At 62.3% G+C, this 24,203-nt stretch carries 19 protein-coding genes; 9 read left to right on the top strand and 10 right to left on the bottom strand.

What is annotated here, in order from left to right; genetic code table 11:
• Positions 1–79: 79 nt before the first annotated feature.
• From ACZZ0Q_RS21420 to gcvH, 4 genes are all read left to right on the top strand, one after another.
• Positions 80–1,039, top strand: a complete 960-nt coding sequence (locus ACZZ0Q_RS21420) for an extracellular solute-binding protein (protein ID WP_122497708.1) — start codon at positions 80–82, stop codon at positions 1,037–1,039.
• A gap of 116 nt (positions 1,040–1,155) precedes the next feature.
• Entirely contained in the window at positions 1,156–2,769 is a 1,614-nt protein-coding gene (locus ACZZ0Q_RS21415; protein ID WP_463540876.1) for an ABC transporter permease, read from the top strand.
• 178 nt (positions 2,770–2,947) lie between these two features.
• Complete coding sequence (gene gcvT, locus ACZZ0Q_RS21410) at positions 2,948–4,030, top strand: glycine cleavage system aminomethyltransferase GcvT (RefSeq protein WP_463540877.1); 1,083 nt, start codon at positions 2,948–2,950, stop codon at positions 4,028–4,030.
• A 97-nt stretch (positions 4,031–4,127) separates the two neighbouring features.
• The gene (gene gcvH, locus ACZZ0Q_RS21405; RefSeq protein WP_122497420.1) at positions 4,128–4,517 is read left to right on the top strand and encodes a glycine cleavage system protein GcvH; all 390 of its coding nucleotides are present in this window, start codon (positions 4,128–4,130) and stop codon (positions 4,515–4,517) included.
• Between the two features lie 93 nt (positions 4,518–4,610).
• Here the strand turns inward: gcvH and ACZZ0Q_RS21400 are convergent, their stop codons facing one another.
• From ACZZ0Q_RS21400 to ACZZ0Q_RS21375, 6 genes are all read right to left on the bottom strand, one after another.
• A complete protein-coding gene (locus ACZZ0Q_RS21400) occupies positions 4,611–4,835 on the bottom strand; it encodes a hypothetical protein (protein ID WP_463540878.1) in 225 nt (74 codons plus the stop codon).
• Positions 4,836–4,927: 92 nt separating this feature from the next.
• Entirely contained in the window at positions 4,928–5,248 is a 321-nt protein-coding gene (locus ACZZ0Q_RS21395; RefSeq protein ID WP_463384551.1) for a DUF2388 domain-containing protein, read from the bottom strand.
• Positions 5,249–5,352: 104 nt separating this feature from the next.
• On the bottom strand, positions 5,353–5,802 hold the full coding sequence (locus tag ACZZ0Q_RS21390; RefSeq protein ID WP_463540879.1) for an NfeD family protein: 450 nt from the start codon (positions 5,800–5,802) through the stop codon (positions 5,353–5,355).
• Between the two features lie 13 nt (positions 5,803–5,815).
• Positions 5,816–6,742 carry an SPFH domain-containing protein gene (locus tag ACZZ0Q_RS21385; protein ID WP_122449711.1) on the bottom strand — a complete coding sequence of 309 codons (927 nt, stop codon included), beginning with the start codon at positions 6,740–6,742 and terminating at the stop codon, positions 5,816–5,818.
• A 42-nt stretch (positions 6,743–6,784) separates the two neighbouring features.
• On the bottom strand, positions 6,785–8,569 hold the full coding sequence (gene tfpB / locus ACZZ0Q_RS21380) for a type IV pilus assembly ATPase TfpB (protein ID WP_463540880.1): 1,785 nt from the start codon (positions 8,567–8,569) through the stop codon (positions 6,785–6,787).
• 214 nt (positions 8,570–8,783) lie between these two features.
• Positions 8,784–10,154, bottom strand: a complete 1,371-nt coding sequence (locus tag ACZZ0Q_RS21375; RefSeq protein WP_463540881.1) for a CYTH domain-containing protein — start codon at positions 10,152–10,154, stop codon at positions 8,784–8,786.
• 184 nt (positions 10,155–10,338) lie between these two features.
• Between ACZZ0Q_RS21375 and argE the strand changes: the two genes are divergently transcribed.
• Positions 10,339–11,502, top strand: coding sequence for an acetylornithine deacetylase (argE, locus tag ACZZ0Q_RS21370; RefSeq protein WP_463540882.1), 1,164 nt, complete (start codon positions 10,339–10,341; stop codon positions 11,500–11,502).
• Positions 11,503–11,605: 103 nt separating this feature from the next.
• Positions 11,606–12,904, top strand: coding sequence for an amino-acid N-acetyltransferase (argA, locus tag ACZZ0Q_RS21365; RefSeq protein ID WP_463540883.1), 1,299 nt, complete (start codon positions 11,606–11,608; stop codon positions 12,902–12,904).
• A 166-nt stretch (positions 12,905–13,070) separates the two neighbouring features.
• On the opposite strand, the gene rmf is transcribed toward argA, so the two are convergent.
• The 4 genes from rmf to ACZZ0Q_RS21345 form a co-directional block, all read right to left on the bottom strand.
• Complete coding sequence (gene rmf / locus ACZZ0Q_RS21360; protein WP_463540884.1) at positions 13,071–13,283, bottom strand: ribosome modulation factor; 213 nt, start codon at positions 13,281–13,283, stop codon at positions 13,071–13,073.
• A 109-nt stretch (positions 13,284–13,392) separates the two neighbouring features.
• Positions 13,393–14,976: a glutamate--cysteine ligase gene (gene gshA, locus ACZZ0Q_RS21355; RefSeq protein ID WP_463540885.1), complete on the bottom strand. Its 1,584-nt coding sequence runs from the start codon at positions 14,974–14,976 to the stop codon at positions 13,393–13,395.
• A 170-nt stretch (positions 14,977–15,146) separates the two neighbouring features.
• On the bottom strand, positions 15,147–15,551 hold the full coding sequence (locus tag ACZZ0Q_RS21350) for a PaaI family thioesterase (RefSeq protein ID WP_463540886.1): 405 nt from the start codon (positions 15,549–15,551) through the stop codon (positions 15,147–15,149).
• A 3-nt stretch (positions 15,552–15,554) separates the two neighbouring features.
• The gene (locus ACZZ0Q_RS21345; protein ID WP_463384557.1) at positions 15,555–17,867 is read right to left on the bottom strand and encodes a Tex family protein; all 2,313 of its coding nucleotides are present in this window, start codon (positions 17,865–17,867) and stop codon (positions 15,555–15,557) included.
• Between the two features lie 163 nt (positions 17,868–18,030).
• On the opposite strand from ACZZ0Q_RS21345, the gene ompR reads away from it, so the two are divergent.
• The 3 genes from ompR (at position 18,031) to ACZZ0Q_RS21330 (ending at position 24,159) form a co-directional block, all read left to right on the top strand.
• A complete protein-coding gene (ompR, locus tag ACZZ0Q_RS21340; RefSeq protein ID WP_122497389.1) occupies positions 18,031–18,762 on the top strand; it encodes an osmolarity response regulator transcription factor OmpR in 732 nt (243 codons plus the stop codon).
• Positions 18,763–18,874: 112 nt separating this feature from the next.
• Positions 18,875–20,188, top strand: coding sequence for an ATP-binding protein (locus ACZZ0Q_RS21335; protein WP_122497387.1), 1,314 nt, complete (start codon positions 18,875–18,877; stop codon positions 20,186–20,188).
• A 194-nt stretch (positions 20,189–20,382) separates the two neighbouring features.
• Positions 20,383–24,159 (top strand): bifunctional diguanylate cyclase/phosphodiesterase, encoded by a 3,777-nt coding sequence (locus tag ACZZ0Q_RS21330; protein ID WP_463540887.1) that lies wholly within the window; start codon positions 20,383–20,385, stop codon positions 24,157–24,159.
• Positions 24,160–24,203: the final 44 nt, after the last annotated feature.

Raw genomic sequence — 24,203 nt, 5'->3', positions numbered from 1 at the left:
TATCATTTGCGACCTTCTGGTTTTTACGAGGACGTTGTCCGTGCAGATTCGCCGCACCTGTTTTTCTCTGCTGGTACTGATGGCCGCAGCGACCGCGCAAGCCGCCGACGAAGTGGTGGTGTATTCCTCCCGTATCGATGAGCTGATCAAACCGGTCTTCGACGCGTACACCGCCAAAACCGGTGTGAAGGTCAAGTTCATCACCGACAAGGAAGCGCCGCTGATGCAGCGCATCAAGGCCGAAGGCAGCAACGCCACCGCCGACCTGCTGCTCACCGTCGATGCTGGCAACCTCTGGCAGGCCGAGAATATGGGCATTTTGCAGCCCTTCGACTCGCCGGTTATCGACGCCAATATTCCCAGCCAATACCGTTCTTCCACCGACAGCTGGACCGGCCTGTCGCTGCGTGCGCGCACCATCGCCTACGCCACTGACCGGGTGAAGCCCGAAGAGCTGTCCACTTACGAAGCGCTGGCGGGCAAAGAGTGGGAAGGGCGTTTGTGCCTGCGCACGGCGAAAAAGGTCTACAACCAATCGCTGACCGCCACGCTGATCGAAACCCATGGCGCGGCCAAGACCGAAGAAATCCTCAAGGGCTGGGTGAACAACCTGTCCACCGATGTGTTCTCCGACGACATCGCCGTGCTGCAAGCCATCAATGCCGGGCAGTGCGATGTCGGCATCGTCAACACCTACTATTACGGCCGCCTGCACAAGCAAGACCCAAGTCTGGCCGTGAAGCTGTTCTGGCCGAACCAGGGCGACCGTGGCGTGCACGTCAATTTGTCCGGCATTGGCCTGACCCAGCACGCGCCGCACCCGGCTGCCGCCAAGGCGCTGGTTGAATGGATGACTGGCCCCGAAGCGCAGGCGATCTTTGCCGGCGTGAATCAGGAATACCCGGCCAATCCCAGCGTTAAGCCGTCGGATGAGGTGGCGAGTTGGGGGGCGTTCAAGGCCGATACCATTCCGGTTGAGGTCGCCGGAAAGCGTCAGGCAGAGGCCATTAAGTTGATGGACCGCGCTGGCTGGTATTAAAAGCATCGCGGCTAAAGCCGCTCCTACAGGGTTTGTGTCGTCTGTAGGAGCGGCTTCAGCCGCGATCCCTGCAAACGTATAGTTGCGCCCTTATTCCATTCCAACCAGGCTCACCCGTGGTTCACCAACGTCGCTGGTATCTCATTTCTTTCGCCATCGCCGCGCTGGTGTTGTTGCCGCTCTCCGTTCTGCTGCTCTCTTGGCAAACCATTGACCACGAAATCTGGGCGCACCTTTGGGATACCCAGATGCCACGCCTGCTCGGCAACACGCTGGTGCTGGTCATCGGCGTTGGCGTTGGCGTCACGCTGCTCGGCGTGAGTCTGGCCTGGCTCACCAGCTTGTGTGAGTTCCCCGGTCGGCGCTGGCTCGACTGGGCGCTGATGCTGCCGTTTGCCATTCCTGCTTACGTCCTGGCCTTTGTATTTGTCGGCTTGCTGGATTTTTCAGGTCCCTTGCAAACGCTATTGCGCGAGTGGTTCGGCACCGGTGCGCGCCTGCCGCGCGTGCGCTCCACCGGTGGCGTGATTGTGGTGCTGGTGCTGGTTTTCTACCCCTACGTTTACCTGCTCGCGCGCAGCGCGTTTCTGGCTCAGGGCAAAGGGCTGATGGAGGCCGCGCGCATCCTCGGGCAAACACCGTGGCAAGCGTTCTGGCGGGTGGCGATGCCCATGGCGCGGCCGGCGATTGGTGCGGGCATCGCCTTGGCGCTGATGGAAACCCTGGCGGATTTCGGCGCCGTGTCGGTGTTCAATTTCGACACCTTTACCACTGCCATCTACAAAACCTGGTACGGCTTTTATAGCCTGGCCAGCGCCACTCAACTGGCCAGCCTGTTGCTGCTCGCGGTGATGCTGGTGGTGTACGGCGAACGCCGCGCCCGAGGCGCCAGCCGGCCGGCCAGCGAGCGGCCACGCGGGTTTGCGCTGTATCACCTGCGCGGCTGGAAGGCGCTGGCGGCCAGCACGTGGTGTGGACTGGTGTTCGCCTGTGCGTTTGTGGTGCCGCTGTTGCAGTTGATGGTGTGGTGCTGGCAGCGCGGGCGCTTCGACCTCGACGAGCGTTACATTGGCCTGATTCTCCACACGCTCTACTTGGGCGTCATTGCCGCTGCGGTGACGGTCGCCGTGGCGTTGCTGCTGGTGTTCGCTCGGCGCCTGGTGCCCACGCGGCCCATCCGCAGCGCCGTCAGCCTGGCCAATCTCGGTTATGCCTTGCCCGGCTCGGTGCTCGCGGTGTCGATCATGCTGGTGTTCAGCTACCTGGACCGCGACTGGGTGGTGCCGTTGTCGACCTGGCTGGGTGGCGCGGGCAAACCGCTGCTGCTGGGCAGTTTGTCGGCGCTGGTGCTGGCCTATCTGATCCGCTTTATTACCGTGGCCTACGGGCCGCTCGAAGGCGCACTGGCGCGCATTCGTCCGTCGCTGCCGGAAGCGTCTCGCAGCCTGGGCGTGTCCGGTTATGGGTTGTTCTTCCGGGTTTACCTGCCGCTGCTGGTGCCGGGTGCGTTGAGCGCGGCGCTGTTGGTGTTTGTCGATGTGTTGAAAGAAATGCCCGCCACCTTGCTGATGCGCCCGTTCGGCTGGGACACCCTCGCCGTGCGTATTTTCGAGATGACCAGCGAGGGCGAATGGGCGCGTGCCGCGTTGCCGGCGCTGACGCTGGTGCTGGTCGGCCTGCTGCCGGTGATCGGCCTGATCCGTCGTTCGGCGCGACGCTTCGGGCATTGAACGGCTGGTCTGTAAGGCGTGTGTGCAGGCGGGAGTCTTGCGGCTACAATGCGCGCCATTCGGTGTAGGACGTCATCCAGACCGTCGTGTTGAAACCTCGTGCAAGTGCCTGTTTCCGTAGGCTCAGCCGGGTTTCACGCTTCGCCCGCACCTTCGCCAAGCCCGGAAGGAGAAACCCATGGGACAGCGCACGCCCCTCTATGATCTGCACCTTGCATTGGGTGCCAAGATGGTCGATTTCGGTGGTTGGGATATGCCACTGCACTACGGCTCGCAAGTTGAGGAGCACCATCAGGTGCGTCGCGACTGCGGCGTATTCGATGTGTCGCACATGACGGTGGTCGACGTCAGCGGCGCCCAGGCCAAGGCCTATCTTCAGCACTTGCTGGCCAACGATATCGAGCGCCTGCAAGACCTCGGCAAAGCCCTCTACAGCGCCATGCTCAACCGCGAGGGCGGCGTGATCGACGACCTGATCGTCTATCTCACCGCTGACGGCTACCGCGTGGTGGTCAACGCCGCCACCCGCGACAAAGACATCGCCTGGATGCAGGCGCAAGCCGCTGATTTCGACGTGCAGCTCAACGAGCGCAGCGAGCTGGCGATGCTGGCGATTCAAGGGCCCCACGCCCGCGCCAAGGTGGCGGAGCTGGTGTCATCCAGCCGTGCCACGTTGATTGCCGATCTCAAACCGTTCCAGGGCTTCGCCGATGGCGAGTGGTTTATCGCGCGCACCGGTTATACCGGCGAAGATGGCCTGGAAATTGTGTTGCCGGTTGAGGATGCGTCGAGCTTTTTCAACGAACTGGTCGGCGCCGGTATTGCCCCGATTGGCCTGGGCGCACGCGACACACTGCGCCTGGAAGCCGGCATGAATCTGTACGGCCAAGACATGGACGAAAGCGTTTCGCCCCTGGCTGCCAACATGGCCTGGACCATCGCCTGGGAACCGACCACTCGCCAGTTCATCGGCCGTGAGGCATTGCAAGCCCAGCGCGACGCCGGCGACCAGCCCAAACTGGTGGGCCTGGTGCTTGAGGAACGCGGGGTATTGCGTGCCCATCAAGTGGTGCGGGTTGAAGGCGTCGGCGAAGGCGAGATCACCAGCGGCAGCTTTTCGCCTACGCTGGGGAAATCCATTGCCCTGGCGCGGGTTCCTGCCAGCACTGGCGAACGGGCCGAGGTGGAAATTCGCGGCAAGTGGTATCCCGTGCGGGTGGTTCGGCCGAATTTCGTGCGACACGGCAAGGCGTTGATCTGATCGGTTGTGATGCAGTGCTACGCCAGTTTCGGCGACGCGCCACAACCTGCTAAATTTTCCAGGCGGACGTTCCGCCTCCCGACTTGAGGACCAAGACATGAGCAATATCCCCAGCGACCTGCGTTACGCCGCCAGCCACGAGTGGGCCCGCCTTGAAGCCGATGGCAGCGTGACCGTGGGCATCTCCGACCACGCGCAGGAAGCGCTGGGCGACGTGGTATTCGTCGAGCTGCCGGAAGTCGGCAAGCAACTGGCCGCAGGCCAGGAAGCCGGTGTAGTCGAGTCGGTTAAAGCCGCCTCCGACATCTACTCGCCGGTCAGTGGCACCGTCACCGCCGTTAACGACGCCCTGGCCGACGCGCCAGAAAGCGTGAATGGCGATCCCTACGGCACTTGGTTCTACAAGCTGCAGCCGAGCGATGTGAGTGAACTGGACAAGCTGCTCGATGCGGGCGCTTACCAGGCTGTGGCCGACGCTGACGCTTAAGCGATTCGCGCTATGCAAAAAGCCCCGATATGGTCGGGGCTTTTTTGTGTGTGACTTATGTTGGGCTTCGCGTTGCTCAACAAATCCAAACGGTTACTCGTCCTTGAGCTGAAGCCTTGACAGCAACCCAAGCAGCAACACGTTGAAGATGATCAGCAAGCCGCTACTAAAGGCGCTCAGCAATTGCCAAACGGTGCTTGGCAGGTAAGTCAAAAAGTCGAGGCCGATCAATGACACCAGACGGTCGGTGAACCAAATGGCGTTCACAGCAATGATCAGGATCAGAATGACCTTGAGGGTCGGGATGGGATTGCCCATGGCAACGGTCCTTGTCGATAGAAGTGAAGCGCGATGCTCGCATATTCACCGCGTCCGCAACCGGACGCGGTAGGCAATCCAACCCGATCAGCTTACTGCGCGCTGCTTGCCGGTTCGGCAGTCAGAATGGCCTGGGCCAATTCGTCGTCTGAAGCTTTCAGGCCTGGGTGCTCAGCACGCACTTTCTGCAGTGCTGCTTCCAGGTACGGGCCACGAATGGCGCCGTTGCTGGCGATGTAGCTGCCGGCGTCTTCCTGGGCGTTAACGATCACTTTGTGGTCGTCGCGCGAGGTCAGATAGAACGAGCCGGTGGTGGCGCCAGATGACAGCACATTGCGCCAGAACGTGTCGGCCGTGGCCGAAGCAACCGGGACGATCAGCAACAAGGACGCAATAGCGAGTTTGCGGTGCATGGTGGTTCTCCTGCGATAACTGGCTGATAACGCGTGGGTGTGTGGAGCCTGAAGTTACGACTCCAAGCCCAACGTGCGAGTTCCAATTGCTTCGCAGCGAGCGTTCAGGCGCAGGCTTTTATTTTCAGCACCACGCCGTCCTGGCCGACTACTTCCACCGGCGTACCGATGGGCAAGTCAGGCCCGCTGACTAGCCACAGTGTGTCGCCTGCTTTGATCTTGCCGCGTCCCCCGACGATGGCCTCATGCAGCGCAAACGTACGGCCGAGAAATTCCTGGCCGCGTTGGTTCAGGCCCGGTTGCTGTGAGGTTTTATTGCCCGCACGCAGCCGCTGCCACCAGAGCACGGCGGTGGCCAGGGAAAGCACGGCAAACAGCAGAAATTGCCACGGCCACGGCAAGGCCGGGAACAGGTAACTGATGACGCCGACCGCAGCGGCCGCCATGCCCGTCCAGAGCAAATAACCGCCAGCGCCGAACACTTCCAGAATCAGCAGCAAGGTGCCCAGCGCGAGCCAGTCCCAGAAGGACAGGTGTTGCAGAAAATCCATCATCTGACGCGCGTCCTCAGGCCTTTTTATTGTTTTGATCAAACGTGGCTTTGACGATTTCGCCAATACCGCCGATCGCGCCGATCACCTGGCTCGCTTCGAGCGGCATCAGGATCACTTTGCTGTTGTTGGCCGAGGCCAGCTTGCCCAAGGCATCGACGTACTTTTGCGCCACGAAATAGTTGATGGCCTGCACGTTGCCGGTGGCGATGGCCTCGGACACCACTTGCGTGGCCCGCGCTTCCGCTTCGGCCTGACGCTCCCGCGCTTCAGACTCCAGAAACGCCGCCTGGCGTTCGCCTTCGGCTTCGAGAATCTGTGCCTGTTTCTTGCCTTCGGCAGTAAGAATCGCCGCCGCGCGCAGGCCTTCGGCTTCCAAAATTTGCGCGCGCTTTACCCGCTCGGCTTTCATTTGCCCGGACATGGCGGCCATAAGGTCGGCGGGTGGGCTGATGTCTTTGATTTCGATGCGCGTGATCTTGATGCCCCATGGCGCCGTGGCTTCGTCAACGGTGCGCAGCAGCCGTTCGTTGATCACATCGCGCTGGCCGAGCATGGCGTCCAGTTCCATGGAGCCGAGCACGGTGCGGATGTTTGTTTGCAGCAGGTTGCGAATGGCGTGTTCGAGGTTGTTGACCTCGTAAGCCGCCTGGGCGGTGTTCACCACTTGGAAGAAGCACACGGCATCGATTTGTACGGTGGCGTTGTCGGAGGTGATGACTTCTTGCGGCGGAATATCCAGCACGTTTTCCATCACGTTAATGCGCCGCCCGATGCGGTCCATCACCGGCACGATAATGTTCAAGCCCGGGCGCAGCGTGTTGGTGTATCGACCAAAGCGCTCCACCGTCCACTCGAAGCCTTGCGGCACCACTTTGAAACCCATGAAAAGAATGGCGACCGCGAGGCCGACGAAGAGGAAAAGCACACTGCCGATTTGCATAACGGATCCTTGTTGTTGGGGGGTGATGTTGCGCGCCGAACCTTACTTCTGTTCACTCTGCGGCGTCACCCGCAACACTTCCTCGATGGTGGTGAGCCCGGCCGCAACCTTCTGTGCGCCGGAGAGACGCAAACTGCGCATTCCCTCTTTAAATGCCTGGCGACGCAGCGACAGCAAATCGGTGTCGGCGCTGATGAAGGGTTTCAGGCTGTCGCTCAGTTGCATGATTTCGTACACGCCCGCACGGCCACGGTAGCCGGTGTCGCGGCATTCCAGACAACCGACGGCCTTGTGCGCCCCGGTTGGTAGCGGCGCGCTCCACGGGCGGGTCAGCGATTGCCAATCTTCTTCGCTAATGTCGACCGGCTCTTTGCAATGCGGACACAGCGTGCGCACCAGGCGCTGCGCCATGACGCCCAGCAACGTGGCCTTGAGCAGGTAATACGGCACGCCCAATTCCAGCAAGCGCGTAATCGCGCTCGGCGCGTCGTTGGTGTGCAAGGTGGACAGCACCAAGTGGCCGGTGAGCGCGGCCTGGATGGCCATTTCGGCGGTTTCCAGGTCGCGAATCTCGCCGACCATGATGATGTCGGGGTCTTGCCGCATGAGCGCGCGCACACCGCTGGCGAACGTGAGGTCGATGTTGTGCTGCACCTGCATCTGGTTGAAGGCCGGCTCGATCATCTCGATCGGGTCTTCGATGGTGCAGAGGTTCACTTCAGAGGTGGCGAGCTTTTTCAGCGAGGTATACAGCGTGGTGGTTTTGCCCGAACCGGTGGGGCCGGTGACCAGAATGATGCCGTTCGGTTGGCTGGTCATTTCCAGCCAGCGGCGCAAGTCATCCGGCGAAAAACCGAGCTGGTCGAAGTTCTTCAGCAGCACTTCGGGGTCGAAAATCCGCATCACCATCTTTTCGCCAAACGCGGTGGGCAGTGTCGACAGGCGCAACTCCACCTCGCCGCCGTCCGGGGTTTTGGTCTTCACCCGGCCGTCCTGCGGTTTGCGTTTTTCTGCCACGTTCATGCGCCCAAGTGTTTTCAGGCGGCTGACGATGGCCATCGTCACCTGGGGCGGGAATTGGTAAACGTTGTGCAGCACGCCGTCGATGCGAAAGCGCACGGTGCCTTGCTCGCGGCGCGGCTCGATATGAATGTCACTGGCGCGCTGCTGGTAGGCGTACTGGAACAGCCAGTCGACGATATTGACGATGTGCGAGTCGTTGGCGTCCGGCTCCTGATCACTGGCGCCGAGGTTGAGCAACTGCTCGAAGTTGCCGATGTTGGTGCCTTTGGTATCGACCGCCGAGGCGCCGCTAACCGACTTGGCCAGGCGGAAAAACTCCACGGTGAAGCGCTGGATATCTGCCGGATTGGCCACAACGCGCTTGATCGGGCGCTTAAGCACGTGGGTCAGGTTGGCTTCCCAACTGGCCACAAACGGCTGCGCGCTAGCGATGGTGACGGCTTCGTTATCTGCCGCCACGGCGAGAATTTTATGGCGCTGGGCGAAGGCGTACGACATCAGCGGCGTGACCGCAGCCACGTTGATCTTCAGCGGGTCGATGCGCAAATACGGCTGGCCGGCGAGGTTGGCCAGCCAGATGGTCAGGGTTTCGAGGTCGAGCTTTTTGCCGGGGCGGGTGAGGTCGTCGACCTGCTGCGCGGCAATGAATTCGAGGGGATGCAGTTGCGTGTTGCTGGAGCTGCGGCGAATCGCCATCAACTGCTCGGCGGTGTCCTGGGCGACTCGGCCTTGGGCCACCAGCTCGCGCAGCAGGTCGTTGAGATCCAGCGTGCGATCCTGGGCCTGAGAAGCGAAGGCAGACATGCAAACTCCTGTTAAACGCGGTGCCGGGGTAGATCAAGAATAGTCGCAAGCATGCCCGAATGCGTGGGCTGGCGCCAAACCGAGTCCACAGGTTTTGCTCGCTATTGGCTTTTGCAGGGAGCAGCCCCCTCTCCCGCCCTTCGGGCACCCTCTCCCGCAAGCGGGCCAGGGGAACGGGTCGAGAGCGGCGGGGTGCAGAATGTCGGAGGGGGTTTCAACCGCGCAGCAAGGTTTTCCACGCTTTTGTGGTCAGCACCGTTTGCGCTTGCTGGCTGCGCGCATCGAGGCAGTCGTCTTCGATGGGGCGGTGGGCGAGGTCGCGCAGTTTGTTCAGCTCGCCATAGAGGCGGTCGACTTCCGGCACTTCAATCAGCACCTGACGCGCCAGGCGCAGCCACACTTGAATGCGCTCGATACGCGGCAGTTGCTCAGCCAAATCTTCCGGCTGTTGCTGGTAACGACCCAATTGCAGACTGCGCGCTTCTTCGGCCAGCAGCGTCGGCAGCCAATTGCCCAACGGCGCCGCGCCTTGGCGATTGCCACGGTTATTGCGCTCGGCGGTCCAGGCGTGGGTCATCAGCCACAGCGAGGTATTCAGCGAGAACTGGCCCCAACGCGTGCCTTGCAGCTCTGCTTGGAATAGCGCCGGCGCGGCTTGACGGGCGTCATCGTCGCTCAGGCCGGCGACCACACGCGGGCGCCAGTCATTGAGCAAGGCGTCCAGACGCTCGCGCAGGTCGTGGCTGCTGGCGCGCGGTGCGGCCTGGCCCAAGCTGCTGAGCAGCGCGCGCAAATCCACCAGGTTTTCCAGCCACTCCACCAGCAAACGCCAGTGGCCGTTGAAACGGTATTGCTCGGCCAGGCGCTGGCTGCTGCCCAACAGATTCCAGGCGAGCGCGGCGAAAGCCGAGTCCAGCGGCTGTTCAACCGTCAGTTCGGGCTGCGGCAGGTTCAGCGAGTAGCTGCCGGCATCGAACAGGCGATAGCCGCGTTCGGCTTTGCTGATGTCGCATGGCATCAGTGCCACGTCGGCGGCCAGCTCTGCGGCCAGTTCCAGAAGCGCTTGCGGCTCGCCCTGGCGCAGCTCGAGTTCAAGTTCGCAAATTTCTTCTTCCTGTCCATCGGCGACCACTTTGCCGAGGTCCAGCGCCGCTTCTACCACGACCTTAGCCTTGCCCCGACCCCAGGCGATTTCGGCGCGCTGGCGGGTGAAGTCGGTGGTGAAAATGACTTGCAGGGTCTTCTTGTCCAGCTCAGCCAGCGCGGCGGGCCAGCAGCTGTCGTCGAGTTTTTTCAGGTCGAGCTTAGGTTTGGTCAGGTACCAGTCGTACTCGTTGCGCTCCGACAAACCGGCCACGCTTTGGCCACGGGTTTTCAGGGTCTGAATAAATTGATCGCCGTCGCGGCGAATGCGCAGCGCAATGCGCGCCTTGGCCAGGTCGCGCTCGGGGGTATCGAAATACTGGTTCAACAGTTCGCGCTGTTCCCAACCGGCTTTGTTGCGCTTCTTCAGCAACGGGTGGTCGCGCAAGGCAGTGAGGGTTTCGCGGCTGACGCGGAGTTTGATTTCGGTTTCTTTCTGCATGGCCGGGGAGTCCAGACGCGGTGAACTTAAGAGGGTGTGGAGTGTACCGCACTGTGGGAGCGGCTTTAGCCGCGATGCCTGGAAACTTCGGTTTCAGGCCCGGCCAATCGCGGCTGAAGCCGCTCCCACGGTTTATTCCGTCGCTGTTATAGCCCTATGATGGGCCTCGCTTTGGAGACCCGGCATGCCATTACCCACTCTGAAAGAGCAATTCGCCGCGCTGATCGCCGCGCCTTCGGTGAGCTGTACCCAGCCGAGCCTGGACCTGTCGAACAAGGCGGTGATCGATTTGCTCAGCACCTGGCTGGGCGACCTCGGCTTTCGCTGCGACGTGCAGCAAGTCTCTCCCGGCAAATACAACCTGCTCGCCAGCTTCGGTTCCGGCCCTGGCGGCCTGGTGCTGGCTGGGCACAGCGACACCGTGCCGTTCGACGAAGCGCTGTGGAAAAGTGATCCGCTGAAGCTCACTGAAGTGGACGGCACTTGGGTCGGCCTTGGCGTGTGCGACATGAAGAGTTTCTTCGCGCTGGTCATCGAAGCGGTTCTGCCGCTACTCGCCCACCCGTTTAAGCAGCCGTTGTTGGTGCTGGCCACCTGCGACGAAGAAAGCTCCATGGCCGGCGCCCGTGCCTTGGCCGCCGCTGGCCAGCCGCTCGGGCGGGCGGCGGTGATTGGCGAGCCGACCGGGCTGCGGCCGATTCGCCTGCACAAGGGCGTGATGATGGAGCGCATCGATATTCTCGGCCAGAGCGGCCATTCCTCCGACCCAAGCCTGGGCCGCAGTGCCCTTGAAGCCATGCACGCGACCATGGCCGAGCTGATGAGCCTGCGTCAAAAATGGCAGCGGCTGTACCGCAACGAACAATTCAGCGTGCCGCAGCCGACCCTGAATTTCGGCTGCATCCATGGCGGCGACAACCCCAACCGTATCTGCGGCCAGTGCTCGCTGGAATTCGATTTGCGGCCCCTGCCGGGTATGGATGCCGAGCACCTGCGCGCTGCCATCCGCGAAAAGCTTCAGCCGATTGCCGAGCGTCACCAAGTGAAAATCGACTTCGCCCCGCTGTTTCCCCATGTGCCGGCGTTCGAGCAGGCCGCCGACGCCGAGCTGGTGCGCGTGGCCGAACGGCTGACCGGCCATCGCGCCGAGGCAGTGGCATTCGGCACCGAAGCCCCTTATCTTCAGCAACTTGGTTGCGAGACCATTGTGCTCGGCCCCGGCGACATCAGTTGTGCGCACCAGCCGGGCGAATTCTTGGAATTGTCACGTTTGCAGCCCACCGTGAAAGTGTTGCGCGAACTGATCCAGCATTACTGCCTGACCCCCACCGCCCCGTTACCCCAATGACAAGGAGCACCCGCGTGTTACAGCCCCAATTCCGACGATAAAGCTGACTGACCCGCTGTACCTGCACTGGCTTTCTCATCACGAATAAAAGGCTCTTCGCGCTATGCCCGAATACGTCAATTGGCTTCGCCACGCTTCGCCCTATATCAACGCTCACCGGGACCGGACCTTTGTGGTCATGCTGCCCGGCGACGGCGTTGCGCACGTTAACTTCGGCAACATCGTTCACGACTTGGTGTTGCTGCACAGCCTGGGCGTGCGCCTGGTGCTGGTGCATGGCTCGCGCCCGCAAATTGAAGCGCGCCTGGCGGCCCGAGGCCTGACCCCGCATTACCACCGCGACATGCGCATCACCGACGGCCCCACGCTGGAATGCGTGATCGACGCCGTCGGCCAATTGCGTATCGCCATTGAAGCGCGGTTGTCGATGGACATGGCCGCCTCGCCCATGCAGGGCTCGCGCCTGCGCGTGTCCGGCGGCAACTTCGTCACGGCGCGGCCGATTGGCGTGGTTGAGGGCGTGGACTACCACCACACCGGCGAAGTACGGCGGGTCGACCGCAAAGGCATCGGCCGCTTGCTCGACGAGCGCTCCATCGTGCTGCTGTCGCCGCTGGGTTATTCGCCCACCGGCGAGATTTTCAACCTCGCCTGCGAAGACGTGGCCATGCGCGCCGCCATCGACCTGGGCGCCGACAAACTCATTCTGTTCGGCAATGAACAAGGCCTGATGGACGAGGCAGGCAAGCTGGTGCGCGAACTGCGCCCGCAGCAAGTGCCCACGCATTTGCAGCGCCTGGGCAACAGCTACCAGGCCGAGCTGCTGGATGCGGCGGCGCAAGCGTGCCGGGGCGGCGTGAAGCGCGCCCATATCGTCAGCTACATCGAAGACGGCTCGCTGCTCACCGAACTGTTCACCCGCGACGGCGGCGGCACGCTGGTGGATCAGGAGCAGTTCGAGCAATTGCGTGAGGCCAGCATTGAAGACGTCGGCGGCCTGATCGACCTGATCAGCCCGCTGGAAGAGCAGGGCATTCTGGTACGCCGTTCACGCGAGGTGCTGGAGCGCGAGATTGAGCAATTCACCATCGTCGAGCGCGACGGGCTGATCATCGCGTGCGCCGCGCTGTATCAAATTGCCGATTCAGACAGTGGCGAGTTGGCGTGCCTGGCGGTTAATCCCGAATACCGCCATGGCGGCCGCGGAGACGAACTGCTCGAACGCATCGAAGAGCGCGCACGGGCGCAGGGATTGAAAACCCTGTTCGTGCTCACAACCCGCACCGCCCACTGGTTCCGCGAGCGCGGCTTTGAGCCCAGTGGCGTAGAGCGCCTGCCAGCGGCGAGGGCTTCGCTTTATAACTATCAGCGTAATTCGCAGATATTTGAGAAGCAGCTGTAGCGGCCATTCAGCTAGGTATTAAGTCTATCCCCTCGCCCGTTTGCGGGAGAGGGTGCCCGAAGGGCGGGAGAGGGGCTTTTTAGATAGGGCGGACCGAATAAAGCCCGGCCCTCACCCCCGGCCCCTCTCCCGCAAGCGGGCGAGGGGTGCAAAGCCGTTGAGTCTGTTAGGCCGTCTTCTGCGCGAGCAGCTGATACTGCTCTTCCCCATCATCCCAACCCGCTTCCCAGGCAGCTGCCAATACATCGGCGGCGTGGGGTTGGTTGGTGATCGGGTTGCCAGTTAAACCGGCCATGTAGCCCTGTTGGTAGGCCTTGTTCAGGCTTTCCAGGCTCCATTGCGGTTCGTCTTCCTTGGGAATGGCCTCGGACGGCGCCATGGGTGAGCTCACGTGGGGGAACTGGGCTAATGCTAGCCGTGCCCGGCCAGGAGCGACTGACCGTCGGTCCCGGCTTTTACCCCGCTGGCTTTTTTTGTGACGGTATCGACTAAACCGCCAGGGCCAAAATACTGGCCTGGTAAGCGGCGACAAACGTGTCGAAATCACCGCTCTGTTCAGCTTCCGTTGCCGCCTGATCGGCCAGCGATTGCTGCACCGATTGCTCAAACGCTGCGCGTTGTTCTTCGCTCAACGGCTTGCTGCGGAAGTAGTCAGCATGGGCCTGACTCTGGCGGAACGAGAACTGGGCAAACGTTTCATTGTTGGCCTTGAGGCTCGCCAATACCTGCGCCGAGGGCGTCAGGGCCGGGTTGGCAACTTTCGCGCGCTGGGCTTCAAGCGCCTGAACATGCAAGTCGCTGCCATGGCTTTGGTCGAGCAAAACGCTGATCTGGCCGATCTGGTCCAGCAAGTCCGTGGCCCAGTCTTGCAGGCTGATGGTTTCGCCGTTGCGACAGAGTTGCAGGCCCGGTTTGCGGCCTTCTTTCACCACGGTGAGGAAGTTATCAGTGCAACCGCTACATTCGCCGCCGCCCAGTTCCGGGCTGTGTTGCAGGGCGCAGAAAAGCACGAAGGCGTCGATAAAACGCGCGCTGGTCAGGTCGATGCCCATGGGCAGGAACGGGTTGATGTCCAGACAGCGCACCTCAACGTACTGCACGCCGCGGGCCATCAACGCCTGAATCGGACGCTCGCCGCTGTAGGTGACGCGCTTGGGGCGGATGTTCGAGTAGTACTCGTTTTCGATCTGCAGGATGTTGGTGTTCAGCTGCTGCCATTCGCCGTCTTTCTTGGTGCCCGCTTCGGCGTAGGCCGGGTAAGGCGTCGACACCGCCTGGCGCAGGCTGTCGGTGTAGCTGGCCAGGTCGTTGTAGCAAGGAGTAAGCCCGGCCTGGGCGCTGCTCTGGTAGCCGAGGTCGCTCATGCGCAGGCTAGTGGCGTAGGGCAGGTAGAGGCTGTCGGCGTCCAGTTGCTCGAGCTTGTGCGGCCGGCCGCGCAGGAAGCCCGCGTCCAGAGCCGGCGAGGCGCCGAACAGGTACATCAACAGCCAGCTGTAGCGGCGGAAGTTGCGAATCAGGGCGATATACCGCTCTGACTGGTAGTCGCGCAGGCTTTGGGTGTCGTCTTCAGCCACTTGCAGCACCGGCCACAGCGCTTCGGGCAGGGAGAAGTTGTAGTGGATGCCGGCGATGCACTGCATGGTCTTGCCATACCGCAGCGCCAAGCCTTTGCGGTACACGTATTTAAGGCGGCCAATGTTCGAATTGCCGTAGCGGGCAATCGGAATCACCTCTTCTTCCGGCAACGGGCACGGCATCGACGGGCTCCACAGGTACTCATTGTCGAGTTTGCTGTAGGCGAAGCGGTGGATCTGTTCCAGATCTTCCAGCGTCACGGCCGGGTCGGTTTCAGCTGGGGTGATGAACTCCAGCAGCGACTCGGAATAATCCGTGGTGATTTGCGGATGGGTAAGCGCCGAGCCCAGCGCAATGGGGTGCGGCGTCAGGGCCAGTTGGCCCTGGCTGTCGACACGCAGGCATTCGCGCTCGATCCCGTGCAGGCACTGGGTAAGCAAATTCAGGTGGGCGGGCTTGCTGAGCAGTGCCAAACGGCGGGAGAGGAGGTCGCTCAATTTTGTGTTCCTTCGCGTCAGTCGGCCCTATATGGGGGCTAGATCAACGGTCTGCAAGGGCAATGGGAAACAACTGGCGTGGTCGCCTGGTTTACGCAATTTCGCAACAGATTACCCGCACCGCAGGCGGAACTCACCTAGCCGCTCTCGGGCGCAGTTGAGCGGGGCGTTTACAGGCAGGCGAAGGTCGCTTGGGCTTTGGCCACCAGTTTGTCGTCCTGGTGCACCTCGGCTTCGATCACCTGCGTGCGTCGGCCGGCGTGTACCACCCATGCGCGGCAGAGGATGTCGCCCTCGTCTACCGGGCGGATGTAGTTGATCTTGCTCTCCAGCGTCACCGTGCCCGGCCCGCCGACCACGCTGTGGCTGGCCTGGCCCATGGCCGTGTCGATCAGCGAGAACAACGCGCCGCCGTGCAGCTTGCCGTGCAGGTTGCGCAGGCCGTCGTGAACGCTCAGGCGAATAATTGCCTCGCCGCCGTCGGCCTTGAGAATGTGTAAACCCAGCAAGCGGGCAAATGCGCTTTTACTGCCGACTTCTTCGGAATTGGAAAGCGAGTCCGCTGGCTGGGTCATGGTTTATTTCCGTAGTTGCTTGGCGTTGGCGAACAGCGAAGCCATGGCGTTGTTACTTGGCGCCGGCTGTGTGGTCGGTTGCGCCTGCGGGCGAGGCTTGCCGCCGCCACGTTTGTCGCCGCCGCGCGGGCCGTCGATTTTCTCGCCGGGGGTGTCGCCCATGCGCATGGACAAGGCGATGCGGTTACGCGGAATGTCCACTTCCATCACCTTGACCTTCACCACGTCGCCGGCCTTCACCGCTTCGCGCGGGTCTTTGACGAATTTTTCCGACAGCGCCGAGATGTGCACCAGACCGTCCTGGTGCACGCCGATGTCCACGAACGCGCCGAAGTTGGTGACGTTGGTCACCACGCCTTCGAGGATCATGCCCAACTGCAAGTCTTGCAGGGTTTCAACGCCGTCCTGGAATTCAGCGGTTTTGAACTCCGGACGCGGGTCACGGCCCGGCTTTTCGAGCTCGGCGAGAATGTCGCTGACGGTGACCAGGCCGAAGGTTTCGTCGGTGAATTTCTTCGGGTCCAGGCGCTTGAGGAAGCCGGCATCGCCAATCAGCGAGCGCAGATCGCGGCCGGTGTCGGCGGCAATGCGTTCCACCAGCGGGTACGTTTCCGGGTGCACGGCGGAAGCGTCGAGCGGGTTGTCGCCGTTCATTACGCGCAGGAAGCCGGCCGCTTGCTCGAAGGTTTTATCGCCGAGGCGCGGCACCTTTTTCAGCGCATCGCGGGTTTTGAACGCGCCGTGGGCATCACGGTGGTTAACGATGTTTTGCGCAAGCGTAGTGTTCAGCCCGGAGATACGCGCCAGCAGCGGCACCGAGGCGGTGTTGACGTCCACGCCCACGGCGTTCACGCAGTCTTCCACCACGGCGTCGAGGCTGCGCGCCAGTTTCAGCTGCGACACGTCGTGTTGGTATTGGCCTACGCCGATGGATTTCGGGTCGATTTTCACCAGCTCGGCCAGCGGGTCTTGCAGGCGACGGGCAATCGACACGGCGCCGCGAATCGAGACGTCCAGATCCGGGAATTCTTTCGCCGCCAATTCAGACGCGGAATACACCGAGGCGCCGGCTTCGCTGACCATGATTTTGGTCATTTTCAGCTCGGGCAGTTTTTTGATCAGTTCGGCGGCCAGTTTGTCGCTCTCGCGGCTGGCGGTGCCGTTGCCGATGGAGATCAGGTCGACGCGGTGTTTGATGCACAGCGCGCCGAGGATGGCCAAGGTCTGGTCCCACTGCTTTTGCGGCACGTGGGGGTACACGGTGGCGTATTCCAGCAGCTTGCCGGTGGCATCGACCACGGCAATTTTGCAGCCGGTGCGCAGGCCCGGGTCCAGGCCCAAGGTGGCGCGCGGGCCTGCCGGTGCGGCCAACAGCAGGTCGTGCAGGTTGTGGGCGAATACGTTGATCGCCTCGGTTTCCGCACCGTCGCGCAGCTCGCCGAGCAGGTCGGTTTCCAGATGGGTGTAGAGCTTGACCTTCCAGGTCCAGCGCACCACTTCGCCGAGCCATTTGTCTGCGGCGCGGTTTTCGTTACGAATGCTGAAATGCTCGCCGATCATGCCTTCGCACGGGTGCAGGGCGCCGGGCGTCTCGTCGCCGACTTTCAGTGCGGAGCTCAAGATGCCTTCGTTGCGGCCACGGAAAATGGCCAGCGCGCGGTGCGACGGCATGCTTTTTAGCGGCTCGTCGTGTTCGAAGTAATCGCGGAATTTCGCCCCTTCTTCCTCCTTGCCGGCGACAACGCGGGCGCTGAGGATGGCTTCGTGCTTGAGGAAGCTGCGCAGTTTGTCGAGCAGCTTGGCGTCTTCGGCGAAGCGCTCCATGAGGATGTACTTGGCGCCTTCAAGCACGGCTTTTACATCGGCGAAGCCTTTCTCTGCGTCAACGAAACGGGCGGCTTCGGTTTCAGGTGTCAGCGTTGGGTCGTTGAACAGGCCGTCGGCCAACTCGCCGATGCCGGCTTCCAGGGCGATCTGGCCCTTGGTGCGGCGCTTCTGCTTATAAGGCAGGTACAGGTCTTCGAGGCGGGTTTTGGTGTCGGCGAGGTTGATCTCGCGGGTCAGCTCCGGGGTGAGCTTGCCTTGCTCTTCAATGCTGGCCAGGATGCTGGCGCGGCGCTCGTCGAGTTCGCGCAGGTAGCGCAGGCGCTCTTCGAGGTTACGCAGTTGGGTGTCATCCAGGCTGCCGGTGACTTCTTTACGGTAACGGGCGATAAAGGGAACCGTGGAACCTTCATCCAGCAGGGCGACTGCAGCGGCGACTTGCTGCGGGCGAACGCCCAATTCCTGGGCGATACGGTTGTTGATGCTATCCATTAATAAAAGACCCACTTTAATAAGACGAGCTGACATGAAAACGTGAAGGGCCGGCATTATACCCAGGCCCTTTTGATGCAACCGGGAAAAATCTGCTAACGAATGGTGCGCAACTGCTGCGCGGTCTCTGCGCCATAATGCGCGACGATTTGAAGGAGCACCTATGAGCAATACGGCCCCGCTGGAAGGCGAAAAAATCCTGATCGTCGATGACGATCCCGGTCTGCGACGCCTGTTGGAACGATTCCTGGAAGAGCAAGGCTACCGCGTTCGGGCGGTGGAAAATGTGGAGCAGATGGACCGTCTGCTCTCGCGTGAACTCTTCCAACTGCTGGTTCTGGACCTCATGCTTCCCGGCGAAGACGGCCTCTCGGCCTGCAAACGCTTGCGCGAAGCCAACAACCAGATGCCGATCATCATGCTCACCGCCAAAGGCGATGAGAGCAGCCGTATCCAAGGCCTCGAACAGGGCGCCGACGACTACCTGGCCAAACCGTTCAACCCTCGCGAATTGCTCGCACGCATCAAAGCCGTGCTGCGCCGCCAGACCGTTTCCGTACCGGGCGCGCCAGGCAGCGAAGACGAAACCGTGACCTTCGGCGACTACGAACTGTTCCTCGCCACCCGCGAACTCAAGCGCGGCGAAGAAGTGCACATGCTCACCACCGGCGAGTTCGCCGTGCTCAAGGCGCTGGTGCAACACGCCCGCGAGCCGCTGACCCGCGACAAACTGATGAACCTGGCCCGCGGCCGTGAGTGGGACGCGCTGGAGCGTTCCATCGACGTGCAGATTTCCCGCCTGCGCCGGTTGATCGAGCCGGACCCGTCCAAACCACGGTATATCCAGACCGTGTGGGGCGTGGGTTATGTGTTTGTGCCGGATGGTAATAAGTAACGCTGCATCACCCTCCTTGTGGGAGCGGCTTTAGCCGCGATGCGCTTGATTAAAAGCATCGCGGCTGAAGCCGCTCCTACAAAACCCTCTCCCCCAGAATCTCTGCCTTGCCATGAAAACCCCCGTCTGGTTCCCCCAAAGCTTCTTCGCCCGCACCCTGTGGTTGGTGTTGGTGGTGGTGCTGTTTTCCAAAGCGCTGACCCTGGTTTATCTGATGATGAACGAGGATGTGCTGGTGGACCGCCAGTACAGCCACGGCGCCGCCCTGACGCTGCGCGCCTATTGGGCGACCGAGGAAGACAAGCGCGCCGTTATCGAAAAAGCCGCCGGCCTGCGCTGGACCTCCGACGCTGAAGAACCACCGGGCGAGCAGCACTGGCCGTACACCGGCATTTTCCAGCGACAGATGCGTATGGAGCTGGGGCCGGACACCGAGGTGCGGCTGCGCATCCATCAACCGTCGGCGCTGTGGGTGCGGGCGCCGGCGTTGGGCGATGGGTGGGTGGAAGTGCCGCTGTACCCGCATCCGCTGCGTGGGCAAAAAATCTGGGGCGTGCTGGGCTGGTTTCTGGCCATCGGCGTGCTGTCGACGGCAGCGGCGTGGATTTTTGTCCGTCAACTCAACCAGCCGCTGCAACGCCTGGTATCGGCGACGCGCCAGTTGGGGCAGGGCCGCAGCGTACGGTTGCCGATCAGCGACACGCCCAGCGAAATGACCGAGGTGTACAGCGCTTTCAACCAGATGGCCGACGGCCTGGAGCAAGCCGCCCGCGAGCGTGAGCTGATGCTGGCCGGGGTTTCCCACGACCTGCGTACGCCGCTGACGCGCTTGCGCCTGGGCCTGGAGTTGCTCAACAGCGACACCGAGCTGGTCGAAGACATGGTGCGCGACATCGAAGACATGGACGCCATCCTCGACCAGTTCCTGGCCTTTATCCGCGACGGTCGCGATGAGCGGCTGGAAGAGGTGGACCTGGCCGATCTGGTCGCGGACGCCGTAGCGCCCTTCAACCACGACAAGGAAAACGTGCGTCTGTGCCTTGAGCCCGTGCCGCCGTTTCCCCTGCGTCGGGTGTCGATGAAGCGTCTGCTCAACAACCTGATCGAAAATGCCCTGCACCACGGCGGCAATGCTGTGGAAGTAGCGGCGTATGTGTCGGGCGATAGCAGCGCACCGTATGTGGTGCTCAGCGTGCTCGACCGGGGCAACGGCATTGATCCGGCCGAACTGGGCGACATCTTCAACCCCTTCATCCGAGGCGACCGCGCCCGTGGCGGCAAAGGCACCGGCCTGGGCCTGGCCATCGTCAAACGCATCGCCGCCCAGCACGGCGGCAGCGTAGAACTGCGCAACCGCTCGGGTGGCGGGCTGGAAGCGCGGGTGTGTTTGCCCCTGGGTTTGCTGCTGCCGCGCGACGCGGTGTAACACCGACTCGGTCTGTCTGTAGGAGCCAGCTTGCTGGCGAACCCTGCAAACCCCAGCGGCCAGACCTCCGTTTGCACGGTTCGCGACCCAGGTCACTCCTACACGACCATCGGACTTATCGGTACTGGCAAAACAGCACCACGCCTTTCGTGGCGCTGTTCTATGCTATGGCAGCGTCTTGTCCCGAGGTCCGCATGCCGGCTGTTTTCAATCATCCCCCGAAGTGGACCTGGTGGCTGCCGCTGCCACTGTTACACCTGGCGACCTGGTGTTCGCTCTCGACCCAATTCACCCCGGGTTTGGCACTCTGGTATCTGCCGTTTGCCCTTGGCCTGGTGTTGACGTACTGGTGGGGCCCTCGGGTGCTGCTGGCGATCTACATCAACTCCGCTGTCAGTGCGCCGCTGTGGGGCGTGGCGTGGCAATGGGGGCCGGTGTTTGGTCTGCCCGAGGTGCTCGCCGTCGCCTGCGGCTGGTGGTTGCTGAGCCGGCGCCCCTTCGATTTCGCCTTGCCCGACCTCAGTCATGTCATTCGCTATTTGCTGCTGGGCGTTCTGGTGCCGGTGTCACTGCTGGCGCTGCTCAAACAGGCGGCCTTGTTTGTCTGCTTCCACGCACCGAAAACCGACTGGGCGATGGACAGCCTGAACATGTGGCTGGCCGACAGCTTCAGTACGCTGGTCATCGTCACGCCCATGCTCAGTTACCTCACGCTGTACCTGCGCCGACTCGGCTGGGTAGCGCCGTTCGGCACAGGCAGCGATCACCGCGTGGAACTGCTGGCCGAACCGCTGCGCCGCTCGCCGCCCTGGTGGCTGCTGGTGAGTCTGATGTTCGGCTTGCCGTTGCTGCTCGACATCCTGCCGGCTCCCCTGCAGCTGCCTTTGCTCGGCGTGGTGATGCTCAGCCTGGCCATGCTCTGGGGTTATCCCGGCGCTTTGTGCGGCGCGATCATGAGCAGCTTGGTGGTGCTCGCCCTGCCGCTGCTGCAAGAGCGCCCCATTCCCGCCGCCCTGTTGAACGCGCCGCTCACCGAATTGCATTTGAGCGTGCTGCTGCTGATGGTCGCCACCTTGTTGATCGGCCGTAGCCTCAGCGACTTGCGCCTGGCCCTCAGCCGCAGCGCCCATATGCAGCAGCAACTGGCCCTGGCCAACCTGGCGCTGGAGGCCAGCCCGTTGGGCATCACCATCGCCGATGCGCGCCAGCCCGACTTTCCGATGATCTACTGCAACCCCATGTTCGAACGCATCACTGGCTACAGCAGCAGTGAAGCGTTAGGACAAAACTGCCGGTTCCTGCAAGGCACCGACCGTAATCAGGCCGACCTTCATCGCGTGCGCGCCGCGCTGCAACGCGGCGAGGCCACGCAGGTAATCCTGCGCAACTACCGCAAAAACGGCGTGCTGTTCTGGAACGAAATCACCCTGTCGCCGTTGCGCGACGACCAAGGCATCAGCCATTACATCTCCCTGCAAAACGACGTGACCTCACGCGAGCGCCTGGCCAGCGAAGTGTCCGCACGCCGCGAGGAACTGCTGCGTCAAACCCATTTGCTATCGCAAACCGAAGCCATCGCCGACATCGGCGGCTGGGTGCTTGAAGTGCCGGGCTTGGACATGTTCTGGAGCGAAGGCTGCTTCCGCCTCTACGAACTCGACCCCACCGGCGCCACGCCGAACTTCGACCAAGCCATCAGCTACCTCGACAAAGAAGGCCAGGCGATCGCGCGGCGCACAGTTGCCGACACCCTCAGCGATGGCCGGCCGTTCGATGTAGAAGTACGGCTGATTACCGCCCGAGGAAACTCGCGGTTCCTGCGCGTGATGGGTTTGGCCGAAATGGACGACGGCAAGGTCATCCGTATCTATGGCGCCATTCAGGACATCTCCGCCCGCAAGCTCACCGAACAACAGCTGCGCGAACGGGACGAATGGCTGCGCCTGTTCTTCGAAGCGCCGCTGATCGGCATGGCCATGATCAGCCCGCAAGGCATGTGGCTGGAGGTCAACAGCAAGCTCTGCCAAGTGCTCGGACGCGGGCGCGATTACCTGCGCAACTGCGGCTGGGCACAAATCACCCACGCCGACGATTTGCTGATCGAGCAGCCGCTGTTCGAAAGCGTGGCCCTGGGCGAGCGCGACGATTACGAACTGGAAAAACGCTTCCTGCGTGAAGACGGCAGCGTCATTTACACCCGCCTGAGCCTGCGCGCGGTGCGTGATCCACAAGGGCAACTGGAAGCCTGCCTGGCGCTGATTGAAGACATCACCGCCCGCTACGAAGCCGAAGCCCGCTACCGCACATTGGTTGAGCACGCGCCGGAAGCCATCTTGCTGTTCACCGAAGACGGCGGCCTGGTTGATGTAAACGAAAACGCCGAGCGCCTGTTCAAGCTCAGCCGCCACGAGCTGATCGGTCGCCGGCCGGTGGAATTGAGCCCGGCCCGCCAGGCCGACGGGCGCTTGTCGGTGCAGGCCGGCAGCGGCTATACCACGGCGGCACTGGAAGGCGCAGCGCCGGTGTTCGAGTGGTTGCACCGTGACAGCGCCGGGCGCCAGTTGCCGTGCGAGGTGCGCTTGGTGCGCATGCCCGGCGAGCAGAAATTGATCCGCGCCAGCGTCACCGATATCTCCGAACGCCAGCGCTACCAGCGGGAAATCGAACGCCTGGCCTACAGCGACGAGCTGACCGGCTTGCCCAACCGCCGCCTGCTGCTCGACCGCCTGCAACACGCCATGACCCGCGAGATTCGCGACAGCTCGTTTGGCGCGCTGCTGTTTATCGACCTCGACCACTTTAAAACCGTCAACGACAGCCTTGGGCATCCGGTCGGCGATGCGCTGCTGCGCGAAGTCACCACGCGCCTGGCCGGCTGCCTGCGCGCCGAAGACACCCTGGCGCGCCTGGGCGGCGACGAGTTCGTGGTGCTGCTGGAAAGCATCGGCGACAACCCGGAAATTGCCGGCGAACACGCGGCCGACGTCGGCGAAAAGCTGCTGCAAAGCTTGCTCGGCAGCTACCACATCGACGGCCACGAACTGTCCATCAGCGCCAGCATCGGCATTGCCCTGCACCCGGTGGGCGACCAGGGCGCCGCCGATGTGCTGAAACAGGCCGACACCGCCATGTACCGCGCCAAGCGCGGCGGTCGCAACGCGCTGCACTTCTTCGCCCCGGCCATGCAGGCGGCCATCGACCAGCGCCTGCAACTGCAAGGCGAACTGCGCCAAGCGATTGCCCGCGACCAACTGCACTTGGCGTTTCAGCCGCAGCTGGACCTGAAGACCGGCAAGGTGGTGGGCGCCGAAGTCCTGTTGCGCTGGACTCACCCCGAACGTGGCGAAATTCCACCGGCGCAGTTCATTCCCCTGGCCGAAGAAACCGGACTGATTCTGGACATCGGCGCCTGGGTACTCGACGAAGCGTGCGCCGCGCTCGCGCGTTGGCACTGGCGATTGCCGGAGCTGGTGCTGGCCGTCAACCTCAGCCCCCATGAACTGCGCCAATTCGACGTGGTGCAACGCGTGGCCGACTGCCTCAACCGCTACGACCTGCCCGCCAGCGTGCTGGAGCTGGAAATTACCGAAGGCGTGCTGCTCGAAGACGTCGACCAATGCATCGCCGCCATGCAGGCGTTGAAAGCGCTCGGCGTGCGCTTCGCCATCGACGACTTTGGCACCGGTTATTCCTCGCTCACCTACCTCAAACGGTTGCCGCTGGACCGCCTGAAAGTTGACCGCAGCTTCGTTAACGACCTGCCCGACGATGCCAGCGGAATGATGCTGGTCGAAACCATCCTGATGATCGCCCGCAATCTTGGGCTGGAATGCGTGGCCGAAGGTATCGAAAGCGCCGCGCAGTTCGAGAGCCTGCGCGGGCTCGATTGTGCGTTGGGGCAGGGGTTCTACTTCAGTCACCCGTTGAGTGAGGAAGAGTTTCTGACGTGGTTGCAGCAGCGGGGTAGCTAGCCAGCGTTGCTGGCAAGATCAAAGGCCCCTCTCCCCCAGCCCCT

The sequence above is a fragment of the Pseudomonas sp. AC070 genome (assembly GCF_979258635.1).
Note: the sequence above shows the minus strand (reverse complement) of the source record. Positions and strands in the feature narration are given on the sequence as shown.